Source organism: Enterobacter mori LMG 25706 (assembly GCF_000211415.1).
GTDB lineage: Bacteria > Pseudomonadota > Gammaproteobacteria > Enterobacterales > Enterobacteriaceae > Enterobacter > Enterobacter mori.
The window spans coordinates 681,316-699,092 of sequence record NZ_GL890780.1 but is presented as its reverse complement, the minus strand read 5'-3'; the positions used below and the strand labels follow the sequence as shown (position 1 = coordinate 699,092).

Sequence of the window (17,777 nt, the reverse complement as noted above, 5' to 3'; positions counted from 1 at the left end):
CGTTTACCCAGAGAGAAGCGGCGAGAGCCAGTACAGCATCGCCATCCATACGATAAATCCACCCGTCAGCAGTGCACCTGCGCCTTTGCCAATTTGTCGTTGCCGCCGCCAGCAGAGCAGGGCAAAAATGACGCTGACAAGCAACATCACTCCGTAATCGCGCGTGAACGCCATCGGGTTAAACGGCCCCGGTGAGATCAGGGCTGGCAGGCCCGTCACGATCGCGATATTGAAAATATTCGAGCCGATGATATTACCAATGGCGATATCATCTTCACCTTTGCGCGCGCCCGCGATGGCGGTGGCCAGCTCAGGCAGACTGGTACCGATAGCAATCACCGTCAGGCCGATTGTCAGTTCGCTCATGGCGAAATAGTTTGCCAGCACCGTCGCGTTATCGACGACCATGCGCGTTGCCATCGGCATAATGATTAGCGCGACGCCCAGCCACAATAACGCCACAGGCAGCGTACCTTCACGCGGGAGTTCGGCAACCTGTTCTCGGGTCAGGCTGTCGTGCCCCTGTTTTTCTGCCTGACGGGCGATTTTAACACTATACAGCAGCCATATCCCGGCGAGGGCGAGCAAGAAAATGCCATCATCGTAGCTCAGCACCCCGTCATACAGCACATAGCCCGCCAGCAAACTTACGATTAACATTAGCGGCAATTCACGGCGCAGAACATCGGAATGCACGCGAAATGGGTGCAGCAATGCGGCTAAACCTAAAATCAGTAGGATATTGACGATGTTGGAGCCAATCGCGGTGCCAATAGCAAGGTCTGTCTGGTCATGCAGCGATGCCGTGACAGAGACGATGATTTCAGGGAGTGAGGTGCCGACGCTAACAACCGTCATTCCGATGACGAGAGGGGGGACGCCAATCAGTCGGCACAAAATTGATGCGGCAAACACTAAACGGTCAGCACTGTAGACCACCAAAAGTAAACCAATTATTAACAGTGCTGTTGCTAAAAGCATCAAAAGTCCTTTCTTCAGGTATACTTGCCGGTCCACCGCGCAGGAATTGTTGGCGCTGCATACAGCCTGAGTCGTAACGAATTCCTAATTTTGACTTTATGCGCCGGAAAAGTAAAACAAATGCCAGCTTTCGCTAACCTCTACAGGCAATATTCTGTAAAAATGTGGCGTTTAGGGCTGATTTAAGCCTCATGCTTAGCCTGAGGCAGGGTAAGAAAGGAACCATAAATGAGCCAAACGATGGCGAATTTAGTCGATGTCCGTGGTGTCAGTTTCTCTCGCGGCAACCGATTGATATTTGATGATATTTCGCTGACTGTGCCGCATGGCAAAATCACCGCCATTATGGGCCCGTCAGGGATCGGTAAAACGACGTTGCTGCGTCTTATTGGAGGGCAAATCCCCCCGGACGGCGGCGAAATCCTCTTCGACGGCGAGAACGTCCCGGAGATGTCGCGCTCGCGTCTGTATACCGTCCGCAAACGCATGAGCATGCTCTTTCAGTCGGGGGCTTTGTTCACGGATATGAACGTCTTTGACAACGTGGCATACCCGCTGCGTGAACATACCCATCTACCGCCCGAACTGCTGAAAAGCACCGTCATGATGAAGCTTGAAGCTGTTGGTCTGCGGGGCGCGGCGAAATTGATGCCGTCTGAACTCTCTGGCGGTATGGCGCGCCGTGCCGCGCTGGCGCGTGCCATTGCGCTTGAACCCGATTTAATCATGTTTGACGAACCGTTTGTGGGACAAGACCCTATCACCATGGGCGTGCTGGTGAAGTTAATTTCTGAATTAAACAGCGCGCTGGGCGTCACCTGCATTGTGGTATCACACGATGTGCCGGAAGTGTTGAGCATTGCCGATTACGCCTACATCGTGGCGGACAAAAAGATCGTCGCACACGGTAGCGCCCAGGCGCTGCAGGAAAATTGCGATCCACGGGTGCGGCAGTTCCTCGACGGTATTGCCGATGGCCCTGTGCCATTCCGCTACCCGGCTGGCGACTATCGTGACGATTTACTGGGAATAGGGAGTTAAGCCACTCATGCTGTTAAATGCGTTGGCTGCGCTCGGACACCGTGGCATAAAAACCATCAGGACGTTCGGGCGTGCCGGATTGATGTTATTCAACGCGCTGGTCGGCAAACCGGAATTCCGCAAGCACGCGCCTTTGCTGGTGCGGCAACTTTATAATGTCGGCGTGTTGTCGATGCTGATCATCATCGTGTCCGGTCTGTTTATTGGTATGGTGCTTGGGCTGCAAGGCTACCTGGTGCTGACAACCTACAGTGCGGAAACCAGCCTCGGAATGCTGGTGGCGCTCTCGCTGCTGCGTGAGCTGGGGCCGGTTGTTGCCGCGCTGCTGTTCGCCGGACGTGCGGGCTCTGCCTTAACGGCAGAAATCGGATTGATGCGCGCTACCGAGCAACTTTCCAGTATGGAAATGATGGCGGTCGATCCGCTGCGTCGCGTCATCTCACCGCGTTTTTGGGCGGGTGTGATTTCGTTACCGCTGCTGACTATCCTCTTTGTGGCGGTCGGTATCTGGGGTGGGTCGTTAGTCGGCGTGCACTGGAAAGGTATTGATGCCGGTTTCTTCTGGTCCGCGATGCAGGACGCCATCGACCTGCGGATGGATCTTGTGAACTGTCTAATCAAGAGCGTGGTCTTTGCCATTACGGTCACCTGGATTGCGTTATTCAACGGGTATGATGCTATTCCAACCTCGGCAGGCATCAGCCGTGCAACGACACGTACCGTCGTTCATTCGTCGCTGGCCGTACTGGGTCTGGATTTTGTGCTCACCGCACTGATGTTTGGGAATTGAGTTCATGCAAACGAGAAAAAATGAAATTTGGGTTGGCGTATTCCTGTTACTGGCGCTGCTGGCAGCCCTGTTTATCTGCCTGAGAGCGGCGGATATCACCTCTGTCCGCACCGAGCCGACGTATCGCGTTTATGCCACCTTCGATAACATCGGTGGCCTGAAGGCGCGCTCACCGGTCCGTATTGGCGGCGTGGTGATTGGACGCGTATCAGACATTACGCTGGATGAGAAAACCTATCTGCCGCGCGTAGCGATGGATATTGAAGAGCGTTATAACCACATTCCTGATACCAGCTCACTCTCCATCCGTACCTCCGGTCTGCTTGGCGAACAATATCTGGCACTTAACGTAGGCTTTGAAGATCCTGAACTGGGAACGACTATCCTTAAAGACGGGAGCGTGATCCAGGATACGAAGTCCGCGATGGTGCTGGAAGATATGATTGGTCAGTTCCTTTATAACAGTAAAGGGGATGATAAAAAGTCTGACGCTGCCCCTGCGCAGAGTGAAGACCCTACCAATGTTGCGCCAACCCCTGGTGCTGCGAATTAATTTCAGGAGAAGTCATTCATGTTTAAACGACTGCTAATGGTTGCCATGTTGGTCATTGCCCCTCTCACTGCGGCACAGGCTGCAGATCAGAGCAACCCGTACAAACAGATGGACGCGGCCGCGAAGAAAACCTTCGATCGTCTTAAAAACGAACAGCCGAAGATTCGTGCTAATCCTGATTACCTGCGTGATGTGGTCGATCAGGAACTGTTGCCGTATGTGCAGATCAAATATGCAGGCGCGCTGGTGCTGGGCCGTTACTACAAAGATGCGACCCCTGCACAGCGTGAGGCTTACTTTGCTGCGTTCCGTGAATACCTGAAACAGGCTTACGGCCAGGCGCTGGCCATGTACCACGGCCAGACCTACCAGATTGCGCCTGAACAGCCGCTGGGCGATGCCACCATCGTGCCTATCCGCGTGACGATTAACGATCCTAACGGCCGTCCGCCGGTTCGTCTGGACTTCCAGTGGCGTAAAAACAGCCAGACTGGAAACTGGCAGGCGTATGACATGATTGCCGAAGGGGTGAGCATGATCACCACCAAACAGAATGAGTGGAGCGACCTGCTGCGCACGAAAGGCATTGATGGCCTGACCGCACAGCTGCAGTCTATCTCTCGTCAGAAAATTACCCTGGACGAGAAAAAGTAATGTCGCAGCAACTGAGCTGGTCGCGTGAAGGCGAGACGTTAAAGCTGTCTGGTGAGCTCGATCAGGATCTGCTGAACCCGCTGTGGGATAAACGCCACGAAGCCATGCAGGGCGTGACGCTGATTGATTTAAGCGATGTCTCGCGGGTCGATACGGCGGGTGTTGCGCTGCTCACGCATCTGATCGCAGTGGGTAAAACGCAGGGAGCAAGCGTCAGGCTTCACGGCGCGAGCGATAACGTCATGACCCTGGCGCAGCTTTATAACCTGCCTCAGGACGTTTTACCGCACTAATATTTTCAGTGCGTTACTTCTGAAAGCCCTGACAGTTTCATCGTCGGGGCTTTTTGCTTGTTTAAGACGACGCCACTTTGCTCTAAGATGTTGGGCTTGTTTTCACTATCAGATGATATAGACCCCATGGAAAATAATGAAATCCAGGCAGTGCTGATGAATGCACTCACCCTTCAGGAAGTCCACGTCTCAGGCGATGGCAGTCACTTCCAGGTTATTGCTGTGGGTGAGATCTTTGACGGGATGAGTCGTGTGAAGAAACAGCAGGCTGTCTATGCGCCGCTGATGGAATACATTGCGGATAACCGCATCCACGCCCTGTCGATTAAAGCGTTCACCCCGCAAGAGTGGGCACGCGATCGCAAACTAAACGGTTTTTGAGCTGAGGGCGAGACGCCCGCAGCACGGTTGAATTTATAAGAGAGCAATTACATGGACAAATTTCGTGTACAGGGGCCAACGCGTCTCCAGGGCGAAGTCACAATTTCTGGCGCAAAAAACGCTGCGCTGCCCATCCTCTTTGCTGCATTGCTCGCGGAAGAGCCGGTAGAAATTCAGAACGTACCTAAGCTGAAAGATATCGACACCACCATGAAGTTGCTCACCCAGTTGGGCACGAAAGTCGAGCGTAACGGCTCCGTCTGGATCGACGCCAGCAACGTGAACAACTTCTCTGCGCCATACGATCTGGTGAAAACCATGCGCGCATCCATCTGGGCGCTCGGCCCGCTGGTGGCGCGTTTTGGTCAGGGTCAGGTATCACTGCCGGGCGGCTGCGCCATCGGTGCGCGTCCGGTTGACCTGCACATCTTTGGCCTGGAGAAACTGGGCGCGGAGATCAAACTGGAAGAAGGTTACGTCAAGGCGTCCGTTAACGGTCGTCTGAAAGGTGCGCACATTGTCATGGACAAAGTGAGCGTGGGCGCTACCGTCACCATTATGTCTGCGGCGACGCTGGCAGAAGGCACGACCATCATCGAAAACGCCGCACGTGAACCGGAAATTGTGGATACCGCAAACTTCCTCGTGGCGCTGGGTGCGAAGATTTCCGGCCAGGGCACTGACCGTATCACCATCGAAGGCGTTGAACGCCTGGGCGGCGGTGTCTATCGCGTTCTGCCGGACCGTATCGAAACCGGTACTTTCCTGGTCGCTGCGGCGATCTCTGGCGGAAAGATTGTTTGTCGCAACGCACAGCCTGATACCCTGGATGCGGGGCTGGCTAAACTGCGCGATGCGGGTGCGGATATCGAAATTGGCGAAGACTGGATCAGCCTTGATATGCACGGCCAGCGTCCAAAAGCCGTCAATGTGCGTACTGCACCGCATCCTGCGTTCCCGACGGACATGCAGGCTCAGTTTACGCTGTTAAACCTGGTTGCTGAAGGCACTGGCTTCATCACTGAAACCATCTTCGAGAACCGCTTCATGCACGTACCGGAACTCATCCGTATGGGCGCACACGCTGAGATCGAAAGCAACACGGTCATTTGCCACGGCGTGGAAAAACTGTCTGGTGCGCAGGTGATGGCAACCGATCTTCGTGCGTCTGCAAGCCTGGTGCTGGCTGGGTGTATCGCGGAAGGGACGACCGTTGTTGACCGTATCTACCACATCGATCGTGGCTATGAGCGTATCGAAGACAAACTGCGCGCGCTGGGTGCAAATATCGAGCGTGTTAAAGGCGAGTAATCGTTCTTGCACCCCCCTGGCCTGTAAAGGCCGGGGGATTGCTGATGCTGTCAAATTTGCAGTGTTACTTCGACTGCTCCTTCTGCAACTTCTTCTGGCGCATCGTGCGCGTTCTGTCGATAAATTCGTGAGTTATGGGGTCGTGATAGCGTGACGGCCAGATGATCCATGGGTGCGTTTCCAGCGCCGTCGCAATAATCAATTCTCCCTTCGGCCACGGGCGAGTCAGTGCGTTTGCCAGCGTCGATGAACTCAACCCGTTACGGCGCGATTCCGCCGCCAGTGATGTCCCTTTTTTGCGCAGCGCCGCAATAATATCCGCTGAGTGCCAGTCGATCAGTTTCATATCCATAAAGCTGTCCTTGTGTTCGTTTTCACCCACGCCATTTCTTCTGAAATGACAGGGCTACTATACCTTCTTCGAACATGTGTTCTAAAAAGTTCGCGTTACTGGAAGCAATATTCAGAATATGACATGGCTTTAATCATGCTGAATGTAAGTCGATGATTTAACGTGATTATGGAATTTATTGGTGCTTATTAGAATCTCCCCGTGTAGCCACGGGGAGAAGGGGGAAGGATTAACGATCGCGTTGAACGGCGATATGGGCAAGGCCAATAAGCGCATCACGCCACGGGCTGTCCGGAATCACCTGAAGTGCTTCGATGGCTTTATCTGCCTCTTCTTCAGCACGCTGACGCGTCCATTCCAGCGATCCGCAGAGTGCCATTGTTTCCAGTACAGGTTCCAGAAGATGGCGACCATTTCCTTGCTCGATCGCTTCACGGATCAGTTTCGCCTGCTCGGGGGTTCCGTGACGCATTGCATGGAGCAGCGGCAGCGTTGGTTTACCTTCGTTCAGGTCATCCCCAACGTTTTTGCCGAGCGTTTCGCCATCGGCACTGTAGTCCAGCAAATCATCGATCAGCTGGAAGGCAGTCCCCAGATAACGGCCATAATCCTGAAGCCCTTTTTCCTGGGCTTCAGTGCAGCCAGCAAGGATGCCAGAGCATTGCGCCGCCGCTTCAAACAGGCGCGCCGTCTTGCTGTAAATCACGCGCATGTAGTTTTCTTCGGTGATATCCGGGTCGTTAACGTTCATCAACTGCAGGACTTCACCTTCAGCGATAACGTTTACCGCTTCAGACATCACTTCCAGCACTTTCAGCGAGCCGAGGCTGGTCATCATCTGGAAAGCACGGGTATAGATGAAATCCCCCACCAGAACGCTGGCTGCGTTGCCAAATGCTGCGTTCGCGGTTGCTTTGCCACGGCGCATGTCTGATTCATCCACCACGTCATCATGCAGCAGCGTGGCTGTGTGGATAAATTCGATCAGGGCCGCAATCGTGACGTGGGCATTTCCCTGATAGCCAACGGCGCGAGCGGCCAGAATGGCAATCATCGGGCGAATGCGTTTACCGCCGCCGCTAACGATGTAATAGCCCAACTGATTGATCAGCTGAACATCAGAGTTGAGTTGCTCCAGGATTGCTGCATTTACACCCGCCATATCTTGCGCGGTTAACTCGTTGATTTTTTCTAAATTCATCGCAAAAGCCGGGCTTTTTATCCTGTTTATCCCACGGAGTGTGGGTTCACAAAGGGTTTCGGTTTATCAATAGTATCGCTGATTGTACTGAAAAAACGGCTCAGATAAACGTTACCGTACGTGTTGTGTTTTTTTTCTTCATGTATTGATGGTAGCACTTGTCAAAGGCTCGCGTTTTGCGTAATATTCGCGCCCTATTGTGAATATTTATAGCGCACTCTGATTCATACGAGGATGTGCGCGGAAGCGGAGTTTATATGTACGCGGTTTTCCAAAGTGGTGGTAAACAACACCGAGTAAGCGAAGGTCAGACCATTCGCCTGGAAAAGCTGGACATCGCAACTGGCGAATCTGTTGAATTCGCTGAAGTTCTGATGATCGCAAACGGTGAAGAAGTCAAAATCGGCGTTCCTTTCGTTGATGGCGGCGTGATCAAAGCTGAAGTTGTTGCACACGGTCGTGGCGAGAAAGTTAAAATCGTTAAGTTTCGTCGTCGTAAGCACTACCGTAAGCAGCAGGGCCACCGTCAGTGGTTCACTGATGTGAAAATTACTGGCATCAGCGCCTAAGACCTGAGGAGAGATTTAAATGGCACATAAAAAGGCTGGCGGCTCCACACGTAACGGTCGCGATTCAGAAGCTAAACGCCTTGGCGTTAAGCGTTTCGGTGGCGAATCCGTTCTGGCGGGGAGCATCATCGTTCGTCAACGTGGTACCAAATTCCACGCTGGCAACAACGTAGGTTGCGGTCGTGACCACACTCTGTTTGCTAAAGCAGACGGTAAAGTGAAATTTGAAGTTAAAGGCCCGAACAACCGTAAATACATCAGCATCGTTGCTGAGTAAGGTTTTCTCGGTCCGGTAACGGATTAAAGCCCCGCAACGTGTTGCGGGGCTTTTTACATTGGAAACCCGGAAAATTTTCTGTAGGGAAAACGGGCATGAAGCAGCAGGCCGGCATAGGGATTCTTTTGGCGCTCACCACCGCAATGTGCTGGGGTGCACTGCCAATTGCAATGAAGCAGGTACTGGACGTGATGGAGCCGCCGACGGTAGTGTTTTATCGCTTCCTGATGGCAAGCATAGGCCTCGGTGCCATTCTGGCGATCAAAGGTAAGCTTCCACCGCTGCGTCTCTTCCGAAAGCCGCGCTGGCTGGTTTTACTGGCTATTGCGACGGGCGGTCTGTTCGGTAACTTCATCCTGTTTAGCTCCTCCCTGCAATATCTCAGCCCCACGGCGTCGCAGGTGATCGGCCAGCTTTCACCGGTCGGCATGATGGTCGCCAGCGTCTTTATCCTCAAGGAGAAGATGCGCGGAACGCAGATTATCGGGGCGAGTATGCTGCTCTGTGGTCTGGTGATGTTTTTCAACACCAGCCTGGTTGAGATTTTCACCCGCCTGACGGATTACACCTGGGGTGTGATTTTCGGTGTCGGGGCAGCAACGGTCTGGGTGAGTTATGGCGTCGCGCAAAAGGTGTTATTGCGTCGTCTGGCCTCACAGCAGATCCTCCTTTTGTTGTACACTTTGTGTACAATAGCATTGCTGCCGTTAGCAAAGCCGGGTGTGATTACTCAGCTTAGCGACTGGCAACTGGCGTGCCTCATCTTTTGTGGGCTTAATACGCTGGTCGGTTATGGCGCGCTGGCTGAAGCAATGGCGCGCTGGCAGGCAGCGCAGGTAAGTGCGTTAATCACGCTGACTCCGCTGTTTACGCTGTTATTTTCAGATTTGTTATCAATGGCCTGGCCCGATGTCTTCGTCAAGCCGATGCTCAACTTGTTGGGTTATCTCGGTGCGTTTGTCGTGGTTGCGGGTGCGATGTATTCCGCCATTGGTCATCGTCTCTGGGGGCGTTGGCGCAAAAATGAAGCGGTCGTAGTAGTCCCCCGCTCAGGCGAATGAGTTACGGAGAGTAAAATGAAGTTTGTTGATGAAGCGACGATTCTGGTCGTGGCAGGTGATGGCGGTAACGGTTGTGTAAGCTTCCGCCGTGAAAAATATATTCCTCGTGGCGGCCCTGACGGCGGTGACGGTGGCGATGGTGGTGACGTGTGGCTGGAGGCGGATGAAAACCTCAACACGCTGATCGACTACCGTTTCGAAAAATCTTTCCGTGCCGAGCGCGGCCAGAACGGCCAGAGCCGTGACTGTACGGGTAAACGTGGTAAAGACGTCAACATCAAGGTTCCGGTCGGTACGCGAGTGATTGACCAGGGCACTGGTGAAACCATGGGTGATATGACCAAACACGGTCAGCGCCTGCTGGTTGCTAAAGGTGGCTGGCACGGTCTGGGTAACAGCCGTTTTAAATCATCGGTTAACCGTGCTCCGCGTCAGAAAACCATGGGGACACCGGGCGATACGCGCGAGTTGCAGCTGGAACTGATGCTGCTGGCTGACGTCGGTATGCTGGGTATGCCTAACGCCGGTAAATCGACGTTTATCCGTGCTGTATCAGCCGCTAAGCCAAAAGTGGCAGATTATCCGTTTACGACGCTGGTGCCAAGCCTGGGCGTTGTCCGTATGGACCACGAAAAGAGCTTTGTTGTCGCTGATATCCCTGGTTTGATCGAGGGCGCAGCAGAAGGCGCAGGACTGGGTATTCGCTTCCTGAAACACCTTGAGCGCTGCCGCGTATTGCTGCACATCGTTGATATTAACCCAATCGATGAGTCCGATCCGGTCGAAAACGCCCGTATCATCATTGGCGAACTGGAAAAATACAGCGAAAAACTCGCAGGTAAACCACGCTGGCTGGTCTTCAACAAGATCGACCTGATGGATAAAGCCGAAGCTGAAGCAAAAGCGAAAGCCATTGCTGAAGCGATGGGTTGGGAAGATAAATATTACCTGATCTCTGCGGCAAGCCAGGTTGGCGTGAAAGATCTCTGCTGGGATGTGATGACCTTTATCATCGAGAACCCAATCGTTCAGGCGGAAGAGGCGAAACAGCCTGAAAAAGTCGAATTCATGTGGGATGACTACCACCGTCAGCAGCTCGAAGAGCTGGAAGCGGAAGAGGATGATGAAGACTGGGACGATGACTGGGATGAAGACGACGAAGAAGGCGTTGAGTTCATCTACAAGCATTAATACCTGAAAGAAGCCCCGCTAAGGGGCTTTTTTTTATCCTAACGTCGACGGCAACCAGCAACTGGCGATTAAGCCGCCCTCAGCGCCGTTCTCCAGCATTAAATTACCATGGTGGAGTTGGACGATACGCTGAACAATACTCAGCCCCAGGCCGCTGCCACCGTAGCGCTGGTCGAGCCGACGGAAAGGCTCGGTAATGGACTGTCGATGTGCCTCATCGATTCCGGGGCCCTGATCCACCACGCTGACCTGCGTTCCGCCGTCAATTTCCACTAATTTGACTTCGATGGTCGTCCCCGTTGGGCTATAGCGGGCGGCATTCTCCAGCAAATTTCTGAGCATCAGGCGCAGGAGTACAGCGTCTCCCTGCACGGTAAGAGTGCTTTTAGCGGGCCATATCACCGTATGGTCTTTGGCTTCGTGCTCAAGACCCAGCGGCGCAATAATATTCTCTGTCCAGTGGACGGTATCGTAGTGACCGCTTGCCATCGCCTGTCCGGCTCGCGCCAGCATGAGCAGTTGCTCAACGGTGTGCATCAACTGATCGATACGACTAATCAACGTGGTGGCTTGTGGTGAGCCAGACTGGGCCATTAATTCAAGATGCAACCGAATCCCGGCAAGCGGTGTGCGTAGCTCGTGTGCGGCATCAGCGGTGAAAAGACGCTCCTGCTGTAAGGTGTGATCAAGACGCGCCAGCAGTTGGTTTAGCGATGTCGTCACTGCTCCAATTTCTTCCATATCGGAATACATGGGCAGCGGCGTAAGATTGTCGGCTGACCGGTTGGCCAGGCTGGCACGTAATTTGTTAAGCGGGCGGGTTATCCAGGTCACCGCCCAGAAGGAGAAGAGCAGGGTAAAACCGACCATCACCAGAGAAGGGACCAGCAGCGACGCAATCGCTTCACGGATCTCTTTCTCAACGTGCTTGTTACGTGCTTTCGCCGAGAGTGTTTCATTCACCAGAAAGCCAATCTGTTCACGGCTTTCATGCCATAACCAGATGACGCTTATTAACTGAAAAAACAGCAAGATAATCGCCAGCAAAACCATTAATCGCCGACGCATACTGTTCATTTCTGGCTCTCCAGGCGGTATCCAACGCCACGGACTGTTTTGATCCGTTCTTTGCCGAGCTTGCGGCGCAGATTGTGAATATGAACTTCAAGGGTATTTGAACCCGGATCGTCCTGCCAGGAGTAGATATCCTGCTGCAGCGTCTCGCGATGTACTGTTTGACCGCTCCGCATGATGAGACGCGTCAGGAGGGCAAATTCTTTTGGGGTCACTTCGACAGGCTGAGACTTACGCAACACCTGCTGCGTCTGGAGATTCAGCGTAATATCACCGTCAGTCAGCATGTTATCGCTGTGTCCCTGATAGCGGCGGATCAGTGCCCGCACGCGCGCCTGAAGTTCTGCGAGGGCAAAAGGTTTAACCAGATAATCATCCGCACCGGAGTCCAGACCGTGAATGCGGTCTTCAATGGCATCGCGCGCCGTGAGGATCAGCACTGGATTTTCAATGCCACGGCGGCGCCACTGGCTGAGCAGCGTCGCGCCGTCTTTATCCGGTAAACCTAAATCGAGGATCACCAGGCTATATTCACCGCTCTGGATCAGCGCATCGGCTTCTGCCGCCGTAGCGGCGCAATCGAGCGCATATCCTTCATTCGCCAGCGCGAGCGCCAACCCTTCCTGCAATAACAAATCGTCTTCAACTATGAGTAGTTTCATCGTTAGTTATTCTGGTAGATGTCCTTGTATAGCCTGCTTTCGAAGCGCACCAGCGGAATACGGCGATTACGCTGATCGGTCGGTTCGACGGCATAGCCGGAAAGATACTGCACGAATGCCATGCGTTGTCCGCTGGCTGTGGTGATAAAGCCTGCAAGGTTATAAACCCCCTGCAGTGAACCTGTTTTCGCTGACACTTTGCCATCAACACCCGCAGCATGAAGCCCTGCCCGATACTGAAGCGAACCGTCATGCCCGGCAAGTGGCAGCATCGAAATAAAGTTTAGCTCAGTGTCATGTTGGGCAATGTACTGAAGCACTTGCATCATGGTGGCTGGAGAGATCAGATTGTGACGCGATAACCCGGAGCCGTCGACGGCGATGGTATTACCAAGATCGATCCCCGCCTGCTGGCGCAGGATCTGACGAACGGCGTCTGAGCCCGCACGCCAGGTACCGGGTACACCGAAACGGGCGTGACCAATCATGCGGAATACGGTGTCAGCAATCATGTTATCTGACTTTTTCAGCATAATCCTAAGCAGGTCATGTAGTGGCGCAGACTGCTTGCTGGCGATGACGGTACCCGGTTGATTAACCTGTGTCTGACGCATCAGTGAGCCAGAATAGGTGATGCCAGCCTGTTTCAGTTCGTCTTTCAGTATCGCACCCGCATAACCCGCTCCGTCCTGAATGGCGAAGGCCAGCGGCAGCGGATCGGCACGCTGCGTCAGGCAGCCGGTGAGAGTGAAACGGTTAAGATCGCCCGGCACGACGTCCAGTTCGCAATACTGCGCATCCGGCGATCCTTTTGCTAATGTGCGTACCTGGCTGAACATCGTGACCGGGTAGTAGGACGCCACGCGGATAAAGGCTAAATCATCCGGCTTGGGGGCGCTGTAGAGCGACACGGAGAAGCAGTTACGGTCAACGATGGCCGCAGCAGGCGGGGCGCTAAAGCACTGCGTCATGTCATTCCACGGCCAGCCGGGCGCTTTATCGTGGCTGGCGAAAATGGAGGTATCGATCAGCACATTGCCATCGATTTTTGTCACGCCGGATTTTTTCAGCACCGCCACCATATTGCGGATATCCTGGCGCTTGAAGGTTGGATCACCCCCAAAGCGGGCAATCAGATCGCCTTTCAGTTCGCCACCTTCTACGTTACCTTTGGTCTCAAGCGTGGTAGTAAACCGGAAGTCAGGGCCAAGCTGAAGCAGGGCGGCGAGCGCAGTGATCACCTTCTGGGTACTGGCAGGCAGCGCCATCTGTTGACTGTGAAAGTCAATGTCAGGGGCCTGGGCGCCAACCTTCTGCACCATTAGCGCAAGGTTAGCGCCTGCGGGCAGCTGATTAATGTACTCATCAACGTTCGCGGCCTGAGCGGCGAACGCCATACTGGTAGTCAATCCGATGATAAAACTGGAAAATCGCATAATCTCGCGCTAACAACCCGAAAACAAACCGTCATACTACGGTGCATAGCACTGCAAAGTAAACGATGACCCATAGTGAACTTCGCGGTAAAATGCGTATCAAATTGAAAAATTGCTGCTGACCTGGGGCGTTGCTCCCGGGTCGGTTTTCTTTTTGCTTCTTGCCCGCTTAGGGGGGCAGGAGCAGGGAACACTGCTCCCAACAGGAATGTTTAAGAGGTATAACAAATGCAAGCTATTCCGATGACCTTACGTGGTGCCGAAAAACTGCGCGAAGAGCTGGATTTCCTGAAATCCGTGCGTCGCCCTGAAATCATCGCCGCTATCGCGGATGCGCGCGAGCATGGCGACCTGAAAGAGAACGCTGAATACCATGCGGCGCGTGAGCAGCAGGGCTTCTGTGAAGGGCGTATTAAAGACATCGAAGCAAAGCTGTCTAATGCTCAGGTGATCGACATCACTAAGATGCCAAACAATGGTCGCGTGATCTTTGGTTCTACCGTAAGTGTCCTGAACCTGGACAATGACGAAGAGCAAACGTATCGCATCGTGGGTGACGATGAGGCAGACTTTAAGCAGAACCTCATTTCAGTGAACTCACCCATCGCACGTGGCCTGATTGGCAAAGAGCAAGACGATGTAGTTGTGATCCGTACCCCAGGTGGTGAAGTGGAATACGAAATTATTAAGGTCGAGTACCTGTAATTCGCTTCTCCACAGAGATGTTGATACATTGTAAAGAAAAGAAAAAGGCCGCATAGCGGCCTTTTAACAACTCAAGGAGCGTGGCATTTTGCTCACCTGCTGACAGAAATCCCTCGTTTTACACAGAAAATGTGTTCGATTAGGGATATCCTTAACGTGGCAGCGAGATTTTGCGCTCTTTAGATGGGCGGTAGAGCACCAGCGTTTTACCGATGACCTGTACATTACAGGCGCCGGTTTCGCGCACGATGGCTTCCACGATCAGGTTTTTAGTGTCTCTGTCTTCAGAGGCGATTTTCACCTTGATCAGCTCGTGGTGTTCCAGCGCTTGTTCAATCTCGGCAAGCACCCCTTCGGTCAAACCATTGTTGCCAAGCATAACTACAGGCTTGAGCGGATGTGCCAGACCTTTAAGGTGCTGTTTTTGTTTAGTACTCAGATTCATCGTATATTTTTGCTTACGTTGGGATTGAAAACGGTTCATTCTACCGCCATCTCCCTAATATCGCCAAATAGCAGCGTAGAAATTTACGTCAAAGGTAAGCAACGATGAACCCGGACGGAAAAGTTAAATGACAGGTAAAAAGCGTTCTGCCAGTTCCAGCCGCTGGCTTCAGGAACACTTTAGCGATAAATATGTTCTGCAGGCGCAGAAAAAGGGGTTACGTTCCCGCGCCTGGTTTAAACTTGATGAAATACAGCAAAGTGACAAACTTTTTAAACCGGGGATGACGGTTGTTGACCTCGGTGCTGCCCCTGGCGGATGGTCCCAGTATGCGGTAACGCAGATCGGCGGAGCGGGTCGAATCATCGCATGCGATCTTTTACCAATGGATCCCATCGTCGGTGTCGACTTCCTTCAGGGCGATTTTCGTGATGAATTAGTGCTAAAAGCGTTACTTGAACGTGTGGGTGACAGTAAGGTCCAGGTTGTCATGTCTGATATGGCACCAAATATGTGCGGAACACCGGCGGTGGATATCCCCCGCGGCATGTATCTGGTGGAGCTAGCGTTAGAAATGTGTCGTGATGTACTAGCGCCTGGTGGTAGTTTTGTTGTGAAGGTGTTTCAGGGCGAAGGTTTCGAGGAGTACCTTAAGGAAATTCGCTCCCTGTTTGCGAAGGTTAAAGTTCGTAAGCCGGACTCTTCCCGGGCGCGTTCCCGTGAAGTGTATATTGTAGCGACCGGGCGAAAATGATAACCGGTAGATTTCAGGCGAAAGTTTGAATGAAACTGGATATAGAGTATCCTGACGCTGTTTTTAACACAGTTGTAATGTGAGGTTAATCCCTTGAGTGACATGGCGAAAAACCTAATTCTCTGGCTGGTCATTGCCGTCGTGCTGATGTCAGTATTCCAGAGCTTTGGGCCCAGCGAGTCGAATGGCCGCAAGGTGGATTATTCTACCTTCCTGCAGGAGGTCAATCAGGACCAGGTTCGCGAAGCGCGTATCAACGGACGTGAGATAAACGTTACCAAGAAAGATAGTAACCGTTACACGACCTACATCCCGGTGAACGATCCTAAGCTGCTCGATAACCTTCTGACTAAAAACGTCAAAGTGGTCGGCGAGCCGCCAGAAGAACCAAGCCTGCTGGCTTCTATCTTCATTTCCTGGTTCCCGATGCTGCTTCTTATCGGCGTCTGGATCTTCTTTATGCGTCAGATGCAGGGCGGCGGTGGCAAAGGTGCCATGTCGTTCGGTAAGAGCAAAGCGCGTATGCTGACGGAAGATCAGATCAAGACCACGTTTGCTGACGTTGCAGGTTGTGACGAAGCAAAAGAAGAAGTGGGCGAACTGGTTGAATACCTGCGTGAGCCGAGCCGTTTCCAGAAACTGGGCGGTAAGATCCCGAAAGGCGTTCTGATGGTGGGTCCTCCGGGTACCGGTAAAACCCTGCTGGCGAAAGCTATCGCGGGTGAAGCGAAGGTGCCGTTCTTTACTATTTCAGGTTCTGACTTCGTAGAAATGTTCGTGGGTGTGGGTGCATCTCGTGTGCGTGACATGTTCGAACAGGCCAAGAAGGCAGCACCGTGCATCATCTTCATCGATGAAATCGACGCCGTAGGCCGCCAGCGTGGCGCAGGTCTGGGCGGTGGTCATGATGAACGTGAGCAGACGCTGAACCAGATGCTGGTTGAAATGGACGGCTTCGAAGGTAACGAAGGTATTATCGTTATCGCGGCGACTAACCGTCCGGACGTACTTGACCCAGCTCTGCTGCGTCCGGGCCGTTTCGACCGTCAAGTCGTGGTGGGTCTGCCGGATGTTCGCGGTCGTGAACAGATTCTGAAAGTCCACATGCGTCGCGTACCGCTGGCGCCAGATATCGACGCAGCAATTATTGCGCGCGGTACCCCGGGCTTCTCCGGTGCGGACCTGGCTAACCTGGTCAACGAAGCTGCCCTGTTTGCCGCACGCGGTAACAAGCGCGTGGTGTCCATGGTGGAGTTCGAGAAAGCGAAAGACAAAATCATGATGGGTGCGGAACGTCGCTCCATGGTGATGACGGAAGCGCAGAAAGAGTCCACGGCATACCACGAAGCAGGTCACGCGATTATCGGTCGCCTGGTACCGGAACACGATCCGGTGCATAAAGTGACGATTATCCCGCGTGGTCGCGCGCTGGGTGTGACCTTCTTCCTGCCTGAAGGCGACGCGATCAGCGCCAGCCGTCAGAAGCTGGAAAGCCAGATCTCGACCCTGTACGGCGGTCGTCTGGCAGAAGAGATTATCTATGGTGTTGAACATGTTTCTACCGGTGCGTCTAACGACATCAAAGTCGCGACAAACCTGGCACGTAACATGGTGACGCAGTGGGGCTTCTCCGACAAACTCGGTCCGCTGCTGTATGCAGAGGAAGAGGGTGAAGTGTTCCTGGGCCGTTCTGTGGCTAAAGCGAAACATATGTCCGATGAGACGGCACGTATCATCGACCAGGAAGTAAAATCTTTGGTAGAGCGTAACTATGCACGTGCTCGCCAGATCCTGAACGACAATATGGATATCCTGCATTCGATGAAAGATGCACTCATGAAATATGAGACCATCGATGCACCGCAGATTGACGACCTGATGGCACGCCGTGAAGTGCGTCCGCCAGCTGGCTGGGAAGATCCAGGTGCTTCCAACAATTCTGACAACAATGGCACCCCGCGTGCGCCGCGCCCGGTTGATGAACCGCGTACGCCAAACCCGGGTAATACCATGTCAGAACAGTTGGGCGACAAGTAAGTCTCTTCT

21 protein-coding genes are annotated in these 17,777 nt (G+C 53.3%); 14 read left to right on the top strand and 7 right to left on the bottom strand.

The window, feature by feature from the left end:
- Positions 1–3: 3 nt before the first annotated feature.
- On the bottom strand, positions 4–981 hold the full coding sequence (locus ENTMO_RS0121550) for a calcium/sodium antiporter (RefSeq protein ID WP_010436050.1): 978 nt from the start codon (positions 979–981) through the stop codon (positions 4–6).
- A gap of 228 nt (positions 982–1,209) precedes the next feature.
- Here ENTMO_RS0121550 and mlaF point away from each other — a divergent pair, with 228 nt between their 5' ends.
- The 7 genes from mlaF (at position 1,210) to murA (ending at position 6,004) form a co-directional block, all read left to right on the top strand.
- Positions 1,210–2,022, top strand: coding sequence for a phospholipid ABC transporter ATP-binding protein MlaF (mlaF, locus tag ENTMO_RS0121545; RefSeq protein ID WP_010436047.1), 813 nt, complete (start codon positions 1,210–1,212; stop codon positions 2,020–2,022).
- Positions 2,023–2,029: 7 nt separating this feature from the next.
- Positions 2,030–2,812 (top strand): lipid asymmetry maintenance ABC transporter permease subunit MlaE, encoded by a 783-nt coding sequence (gene mlaE, locus ENTMO_RS0121540; protein ID WP_010436044.1) that lies wholly within the window; start codon positions 2,030–2,032, stop codon positions 2,810–2,812.
- Positions 2,813–2,816: 4 nt separating this feature from the next.
- Positions 2,817–3,365 (top strand): outer membrane lipid asymmetry maintenance protein MlaD, encoded by a 549-nt coding sequence (mlaD, locus tag ENTMO_RS0121535; RefSeq protein ID WP_010436042.1) that lies wholly within the window; start codon positions 2,817–2,819, stop codon positions 3,363–3,365.
- Between the two features lie 18 nt (positions 3,366–3,383).
- Complete coding sequence (gene mlaC / locus ENTMO_RS0121530) at positions 3,384–4,019, top strand: phospholipid-binding protein MlaC (RefSeq protein WP_010436040.1); 636 nt, start codon at positions 3,384–3,386, stop codon at positions 4,017–4,019.
- A complete protein-coding gene (mlaB, locus tag ENTMO_RS0121525; RefSeq protein WP_010436037.1) occupies positions 4,019–4,312 on the top strand; it encodes a lipid asymmetry maintenance protein MlaB in 294 nt (97 codons plus the stop codon). Before mlaC ends, mlaB begins: the two co-directional genes overlap by 1 nt.
- Before the next feature lie 126 nt (positions 4,313–4,438).
- Positions 4,439–4,693 (top strand): BolA family iron metabolism protein IbaG, encoded by a 255-nt coding sequence (gene ibaG, locus ENTMO_RS0121520; RefSeq protein ID WP_010436035.1) that lies wholly within the window; start codon positions 4,439–4,441, stop codon positions 4,691–4,693.
- Positions 4,694–4,744: 51 nt separating this feature from the next.
- Positions 4,745–6,004 (top strand): UDP-N-acetylglucosamine 1-carboxyvinyltransferase, encoded by a 1,260-nt coding sequence (gene murA, locus ENTMO_RS0121515; protein WP_010436033.1) that lies wholly within the window; start codon positions 4,745–4,747, stop codon positions 6,002–6,004.
- Positions 6,005–6,068: 64 nt separating this feature from the next.
- Here murA and sfsB read toward each other — a convergent pair whose 3' ends face one another.
- Complete coding sequence (sfsB, locus tag ENTMO_RS0121510) at positions 6,069–6,356, bottom strand: DNA-binding transcriptional regulator SfsB (protein ID WP_010436030.1); 288 nt, start codon at positions 6,354–6,356, stop codon at positions 6,069–6,071.
- A 229-nt stretch (positions 6,357–6,585) separates the two neighbouring features.
- Positions 6,586–7,557, bottom strand: coding sequence for an octaprenyl diphosphate synthase (gene ispB / locus ENTMO_RS0121505; RefSeq protein ID WP_010436028.1), 972 nt, complete (start codon positions 7,555–7,557; stop codon positions 6,586–6,588).
- Positions 7,558–7,814: 257 nt separating this feature from the next.
- Here ispB and rplU point away from each other — a divergent pair, with 257 nt between their 5' ends.
- The 4 genes from rplU to cgtA all read left to right on the top strand — a co-directional run bounded on the left by rplU (position 7,815) and on the right by cgtA (position 10,655).
- Positions 7,815–8,126: a 50S ribosomal protein L21 gene (gene rplU, locus ENTMO_RS0121500; RefSeq protein ID WP_010436026.1), complete on the top strand. Its 312-nt coding sequence runs from the start codon at positions 7,815–7,817 to the stop codon at positions 8,124–8,126.
- Positions 8,127–8,145: 19 nt separating this feature from the next.
- A complete protein-coding gene (rpmA, locus tag ENTMO_RS0121495) occupies positions 8,146–8,403 on the top strand; it encodes a 50S ribosomal protein L27 (protein WP_004385076.1) in 258 nt (85 codons plus the stop codon).
- A 95-nt stretch (positions 8,404–8,498) separates the two neighbouring features.
- A complete protein-coding gene (locus ENTMO_RS0121490; RefSeq protein ID WP_010436020.1) occupies positions 8,499–9,464 on the top strand; it encodes a DMT family transporter in 966 nt (321 codons plus the stop codon).
- A gap of 15 nt (positions 9,465–9,479) precedes the next feature.
- Positions 9,480–10,655, top strand: a complete 1,176-nt coding sequence (cgtA, locus tag ENTMO_RS0121485) for an Obg family GTPase CgtA (protein WP_010436018.1) — start codon at positions 9,480–9,482, stop codon at positions 10,653–10,655.
- 33 nt (positions 10,656–10,688) lie between these two features.
- On the opposite strand, the gene pmrB is transcribed toward cgtA, so the two are convergent.
- The 3 genes from pmrB to dacB are packed head-to-tail and all read right to left on the bottom strand — an operon-like array spanning position 10,689 to position 13,827.
- On the bottom strand, positions 10,689–11,732 hold the full coding sequence (pmrB, locus tag ENTMO_RS0121480) for a two-component system sensor histidine kinase PmrB (RefSeq protein WP_010436015.1): 1,044 nt from the start codon (positions 11,730–11,732) through the stop codon (positions 10,689–10,691).
- The gene (pmrA, locus tag ENTMO_RS0121475) at positions 11,729–12,391 is read right to left on the bottom strand and encodes a two-component system response regulator PmrA (protein ID WP_010436013.1); all 663 of its coding nucleotides are present in this window, start codon (positions 12,389–12,391) and stop codon (positions 11,729–11,731) included. The genes pmrB and pmrA overlap by 4 nt, the downstream gene beginning before the upstream one ends.
- A gap of 2 nt (positions 12,392–12,393) precedes the next feature.
- The gene (gene dacB, locus ENTMO_RS0121470) at positions 12,394–13,827 is read right to left on the bottom strand and encodes a serine-type D-Ala-D-Ala carboxypeptidase (RefSeq protein WP_010436012.1); all 1,434 of its coding nucleotides are present in this window, start codon (positions 13,825–13,827) and stop codon (positions 12,394–12,396) included.
- 228 nt (positions 13,828–14,055) lie between these two features.
- Between dacB and greA the strand changes: the two genes are divergently transcribed.
- The gene (gene greA, locus ENTMO_RS0121465) at positions 14,056–14,532 is read left to right on the top strand and encodes a transcription elongation factor GreA (protein WP_010436008.1); all 477 of its coding nucleotides are present in this window, start codon (positions 14,056–14,058) and stop codon (positions 14,530–14,532) included.
- Between the two features lie 151 nt (positions 14,533–14,683).
- On the opposite strand, the gene yhbY is transcribed toward greA, so the two are convergent.
- Positions 14,684–14,977 (bottom strand): ribosome assembly RNA-binding protein YhbY, encoded by a 294-nt coding sequence (yhbY, locus tag ENTMO_RS0121460; RefSeq protein WP_003861814.1) that lies wholly within the window; start codon positions 14,975–14,977, stop codon positions 14,684–14,686.
- Positions 14,978–15,104: 127 nt separating this feature from the next.
- Here yhbY and rlmE point away from each other — a divergent pair, with 127 nt between their 5' ends.
- On the top strand, positions 15,105–15,731 hold the full coding sequence (rlmE, locus tag ENTMO_RS0121455) for a 23S rRNA (uridine(2552)-2'-O)-methyltransferase RlmE (RefSeq protein ID WP_010436004.1): 627 nt from the start codon (positions 15,105–15,107) through the stop codon (positions 15,729–15,731).
- Positions 15,732–15,833: 102 nt separating this feature from the next.
- Entirely contained in the window at positions 15,834–17,768 is a 1,935-nt protein-coding gene (gene ftsH, locus ENTMO_RS0121450) for an ATP-dependent zinc metalloprotease FtsH (protein WP_010436002.1), read from the top strand.
- The last annotated feature ends 9 nt before the right edge of the window (positions 17,769–17,777 follow it).